This is a genomic window from Vibrio sp. R-1 (assembly GCF_035615595.1).
Lineage (GTDB): Bacteria > Pseudomonadota > Gammaproteobacteria > Enterobacterales > Vibrionaceae > Vibrio > Vibrio cholerae.
This window is the reverse complement of record NZ_WPDC01000131.1, coordinates 1-5,990: the sequence shown is the minus strand read 5'-3', so window position 1 is coordinate 5,990 and position 5,990 is coordinate 1. Positions and strand designations below refer to the sequence as shown.

At 47.5% G+C, this 5,990-nt stretch carries 3 protein-coding genes; 1 reads left to right on the top strand and 2 read right to left on the bottom strand.

Annotation, left to right across the window (positions count from 1 at the left end):
* Both fusA and radA read right to left on the bottom strand, forming a co-directional pair.
* The coding region (gene fusA / locus GOU96_RS16555; protein WP_324702026.1) for an elongation factor G at window positions 1-1,864 on the bottom strand (1,864 nt) is incomplete at its 3' end.
* A gap of 270 nt (window positions 1,865-2,134) precedes the next feature.
* Window positions 2,135-3,511, bottom strand: a complete 1,377-nt coding sequence (gene radA / locus GOU96_RS16550; RefSeq protein WP_032074635.1) for a DNA repair protein RadA — start codon at window positions 3,509-3,511, stop codon at window positions 2,135-2,137.
* A gap of 130 nt (window positions 3,512-3,641) precedes the next feature.
* Between radA and GOU96_RS16545 the strand changes: the two genes are divergently transcribed.
* Window positions 3,642-5,981, top strand: a complete 2,340-nt coding sequence (locus GOU96_RS16545; RefSeq protein ID WP_001959254.1) for a PilZ domain-containing protein — start codon at window positions 3,642-3,644, stop codon at window positions 5,979-5,981.
* Window positions 5,982-5,990 lie beyond the last annotated feature (9 nt).

The following is a 5,990-nucleotide window of genomic DNA, read 5'->3' as shown; positions in this document are numbered from 1 at the left end:
TCAAGTCACCGATAACGTCACCCACGTGATCTTCAGGAGTGAACACATCCACTTTCATGATTGGTTCAAGAAGCTGAGGAGCCGCTTTTGGAATTGACTGACGGAATGCGCCTTTCGCTGCGATTTCAAATGCGATTGCAGATGAGTCAACTGCGTGGAAGCCACCGTCGAACAGTTCAACTTCAACGTCAAGTACAGGGAAGCCAGCAAGAGTACCGGTATCCATCATAGACTTGAAGCCTTTCTCAACTGCTGGCCAGAATTCCTTAGGAACGTTACCACCAACAACGGTTGACTTGAAGGTGAAGCCAGAGTTTTGCTCTCCTGGACGGATACGGTAGTCGATCTTACCAAACTGACCTGAACCACCAGACTGTTTCTTATGCGTGTAGCTATCTTCAACTGCTTTAGTGATAGTTTCACGGTAAGCAACTTGAGGAGCACCCACTTCCAGCTCAACGCCGTAAGTACGCTTAAGAATGTCTACTTTGATGTCTAGGTGCAGCTCACCCATACCTTTCAGGATGGTTTCGCCAGAATCTTCGTCAGTCTCAACTTGGAATGATGGATCTTCTGCAACCATCTTACCAATCGCGATACCCATTTTCTCAGAACCGTTCTTATCTTTAGGCTTAACAGCGATAGAGATAACTGGTGTTGGGAAAATCATTGGTTCAAGAGTACATTCGTGCTTAGGATCACATAGAGTGTGACCAGTTTGAACGTTCTTCATACCAACGATCGCGATGATGTCACCTGCTTGTGCAGATTCCACTTCGTTACGGTCGTTTGCGTGCATCTCAACCATACGGCCGATACGCTCAGTTTTACCTGTTGCGCTGTTAAGAATGGTATCACCCTTCTTAATCTTACCTGAGTAGATACGAACGAAGGTCAGGGCACCAAAACGGTCATCCATGATCTTGAACGCTAGCGCTTTTAGTGGTGCATCAACAGATACTGTTGCTACTTCACCAGTAGGCTCACCCGTTGCTGGATCAGTCAGTGGTTGTGGCTCAACTTCTGTTGGAGAAGGCAGGTAGTCAACAACTGCATCCAGAACTAGCTGCATACCTTTGTTTTTAAACGCAGAACCACAGAAAGTTGGGAAGAACGCGAGATCACGTGTACCTTTACGGATACATGCTTTGATTTGCTCAACAGTTGGCTCTTCGCCTTCCATGTAAGCCATCATCAGGTCGTCATCTTGCTCAACAGCAGTTTCGATCATCATTTCACGGTATTCTTCTACCTGATCAACCATGTCTGCTGGAACTTCTTTCACTTCGAAGTTTTCTGGAAGACCTGAGTCATCCCATACGTACGCTTGACGAGTTAGTACATCAACCACACCAACGAATTCATCTTCGCGGCCGATAGGTAGAGTCATAACCAGTGGGTTTGCGCCAAGAACTTTCTTCACTTGCTCAACTACGCGGAAGAAGTCAGCACCCATACGGTCTAGTTTGTTAACGAAGATCAGACGAGATACTTCTGATTCATTCGCGTAACGCCAGTTAGTTTCTGACTGAGGTTCAACACCGCCAGAACCACAGAATACACCGATACCACCGTCAAGAACTTTCAGAGAACGGTATACTTCAACGGTGAAGTCAACGTGTCCCGGGGTGTCGATTACGTTAAAACGGTGACCTTTCCAGAAACAGGTAGTCGCAGCAGACTGGATAGTGATACCACGCTCAGCTTCTTGTTCCATGAAGTCCATCGTTGAAGCGCCGTCATGTACTTCGCCTAGACGGTGGATTTTACCAGTCAGCTTCAGGATACGCTCAGTGGTAGTGGTCTTACCCGCGTCAACGTGCGCGAAGATACCAATGTTTCTGTATAATGATAAATCTGCCATTGTCTTACTCTGTTAATAAGGTATAAAGTGCGCGCAGAGTATATCACAATCTGTCAAGACTGATACCCCTGCATGCGCTTGCTGAAAAAAAATATGCCCTAGCGACTTAGCGTTGCAGCCGACACGGCAGCAGTTTCAAGTAGCCAAGGGGATGAACGAGTGCCTATCGCTGAGAAACTATAGGTGATCCTCAAACGGCTCGCGAGGCGCAACCATGATATTTTTACGCTGTGCTTTTTGGCGTCATTCGTGTTCAAAACCAACTACCCATTACAGCTCATCAAAAGCCGCGATCGCATCAGAAAGCTTTTTCACACCGTGGATCTGCATACCTTCAATACCACCTTTCGGCATATTGGCAATCGGCACAATCGCTTTCTTAAAACCATGTTTGAAGGCTTCGTTAAGGCGCTCTTGACCACTGGGTACAGGACGAATTTCTCCGGCCAATCCGACTTCACCAAAAACCACGACATCTTTTGGCAGCGGACGATCACGAAAACTCGACAATAACGCCATGAGTAGCGCTAAATCTGCACTGGTCTCCGTCACTTTCACGCCACCGACTACGTTCACAAACACATCCTGATCGGCCATTTGCAAACCACCGTGTTTATGCAGCACGGCCAGTAATAAAGAGAGACGGTTTTGTTCTAAGCCAACCGCAACGCGTCTTGGGTTAGCGAGTTGTGAGTAATCGACCAAAGCTTGAATCTCGACTAAGAGTGGGCGAGTTCCTTCCCACACCACCATCACTGAGCTACCAGATGTGGCTTCTTCTCCACGAGAAAGGAAAATCGCCGATGGATTACTCACCTCACGCATCCCTTGTCCAGTCATCGCAAACACACCGAGTTCATTGACCGCACCAAAACGGTTTTTATGACTACGAAGTGTACGGAAACGGCTGTCGGTATCACCATCAAGCAGAATCGAGCAATCGATGATGTGTTCAAGAACTTTAGGTCCCGCCAACGTACCATCTTTGGTTACGTGGCCGACAATAAATACCGCCACATTATTTTGTTTGGCATAACGCGTAAGCGCCGTGGCCGATTCACGCACTTGCGCAACACTCCCCGGCGATGATTGCACATCCGCCACATGCATCACTTGAATCGAATCGATGACCATAATGCGCGGCTTTTCTTGCTCAGCAATCTGGCAAATCCGATCCACATTGGTTTCTGAGAGCATTTTTAGATGCTGTTTCGGCAAACCAAGCCGTGAAGCACGCATCGCGACCTGCTGCAACGATTCTTCGCCCGTCACGTACAACGTCGGCATCTGTCCGGAAAGTAAACACATGGTTTGCAGTAGTAAGGTCGATTTACCCGCGCCCGGATTACCACCAATCAAAATCGCCGCCCCCGGCACAATTCCGCCGCCGAGTACGCGATCTAGTTCTTTAAAGCCACTGGTGAATCGAGGCACTTCTTGTAAATCAATATCAGCCAAAGTTTGTACTTTCGCTTCAAGGGCTCCCGCATAACCGACCAACCGTTCATTGCGCGCCACTTGCGGTGAAGCCGCTAAACGAACTTCTGAAATCGAATTCCACGAACCACAGGCATTACACTGTCCTTGCCAACGCGGAAAATCCGCTCCACATTCATTACATACATAGGCGCGCTTAGCTTTCACAATCAATCCTCGAACTTGCTCTCACTTATCAGGCGTAATACTTTAAGAAAAAGTGGAACGGCTGCAACATATCGCTAAAGATTAGTATGTTGATGCCGATGCATCAGAATGGAAGACACTTTAACAGAAAAGTATGCAGCAGACCGAAATTCTCTCTCTGGTTGAAAGGCTTATACCCGTTTATCGTTCCGGTGACCTTGACTACCTTTTGTCGCAAATGACCGAAGGGCACCCGCCTTCGGCCAAATTATTGGTCAAAATGGAACTGAACCGCCTAATGGCACCTTGTACAAAAAGCATTGATTTACGTGGCAAAGTTCAAGGAGAGTGTCGGGAATACCATTTTGATGGCCGCCAACACTGGCTTGATGATGTGGCGTTCAACTCTTACCAAAAAAGTCTCAAGAAATTTGGTGCTTATACCGAAGGGGTGTGGGAAGCGGTCAATAACACCCGCAATAATTTCCGAGTCATGAAGCAACAAGGCAAACTCGATCCGAAAACAGATCAGCCGAAAGATACGAGTTTTGAAGTTGAGCCGGTCAAGCTCGGATACGACCTCAAACGCCAAGAAAACCGCTTAAAAATCTCCAGCCAGATCGAAATCCATCTGAAGAACGAGCAATTAGTACACGGTCTGAGTGTTGACCTCTCCCCTTCTGGGGCCAAATTAAAAGTGCCAGCAGCATTTGACTACAAGTTGGGCGAGGTGATTCAAGTCTATTTTTCTGACTTAAATAAAACCTCAAACGTGGTGGGACTGCATAAAAGTATCGATTACCGGATTCTCGGCGTCGATGAGTCCTATGACAGTGATGCGATTAAATTTCTGCGGGTATTGAAACTCAGTGATACCGATGTAATTGAAAAAGTCATCGAGGAAGCGATTCAGACTAATACGCAGAAAGCACGCCACGACAACCAAGATAAGATCATTCGTGCACGTACTCGTGGCTATGAGCACATGTACCTCAAACACACCTGTAATCTACCGCTGTTTTTTAGTGGCAACGAACTCAAGCTGGCGTTACTCACCGAGAATAACCGCCCCATTTGGCAATATTGGCACGATGAGCGTAACCAGCAAGCACTTGGCACCTTATTCAAACCAGAACGCATGGCGCACTTAACCGCTCCGGGCGTTCGGGGCAGCAATAATGTGTTATACGCCTTTAAGCATGAGCACCAACACAAGACTTTGTTTTTCTCTATGCTAATGCCAGAGGCGACCCAAGAGCAGCGCAAGCTGTTTTGGCATATTGGCGCTAAACGCGATAGCTGGAAAGCGTTTCGACTGTTTGTGTTTGAACTCTCCGATGAAGAGCGAAAAACGCTCGCCGAACACTCTCGTGAATTAGCTGACCAATCCCGTTCGCTCACTCATTGCGGTGTACTGCAAGAAATCAGTGATACTGAAGCCGCACACGACTATTTACTGGTTGAAAAACCCAATTTACCGAGCAGCGCACTGAATGATTTCCGCCACCCACGTCAGGTCATCGGTACACCGATGGGTATCTATTTTGATGCGCGCTCACGGCGCAAAGAGCCGCGTTATCGGTTTAGTACGCCAGTACAAGTGAGCATAGATGCACTCAAGGTCACGGGAGCAACGGTTGATCTCTCTAAGCGTGGTCTCAGTTTACTGTTAGATACCCCACTGGATGTCAAAGCCAACGATCAAGTCTGGGTCGATTACCTTGAGCTCAAGTTGTACGACAAAAGCCTTCCCTTAGACAATGCCCCCTACAAAGTGGTGCGTATCGGTCCTGAAGGACGCCGATTACAACTGGTTATTGAGGAGAATTTACAAACCCTCAAAACCATTGCTTTCTTTAATAGCATCATTGAACACAACCAAGACAAACTATTGATTAAAGAAGAGATACTACCGAGCAATGCCCTACTCGAAAGTCTGCATAATATTCTGCTCGATAAGATGGTGAGTACGCCGTTTTTTGTTGAAAAGGTCGGGAGTAATCTTAAACCCAAAGTGATTGGGGTGAACTACCCACTCCCACCACATCTGGCGCTGTTGGCCAAATTGGGGAGTGAGAATCGAATTACTCTGCAACCAATATTTAAGGGGCATACCAACTCGTTACTCGCAACGCCAATGAAACGGATTGAAGGCGCGGTACCGCAATACCATGAGGTGTATTTGAGTGCGGTGAAATACGGAACACGCATTCAATCCGTGGAATCACGTTTGTTGAGTGACTTTGCCGATACTCGTGAACGCATCCGTTTTATCCGCCAAGGGCAAGCGATGGGCGAATTCTACGCACTCAGGGTGAGTGGTGTTCCGGTGTTTGCACCAATCACGAATTTGCTACGCAGCGATTTGACCGAGCTGGCTGAGATCAGCCCACACCACGCCAAAAGTTTAGAAAAAGAGATGCTGGCACAAGTCGGCTATGGTGAATTGGTCGATATTACTGAGGAAGTGTTGATCCGACTTGAGTTGACCTGATACTAGCGC

Bases quoted from the DNA above. Each gene is read 5' to 3' on its own strand.
- GOU96_RS16545 (WP_001959254.1), top strand. From the start codon at position 3,642: ATGCAGCAGACCGAAATTCTCTCTCTGGTTGAAAGGCTTATACCCGTT.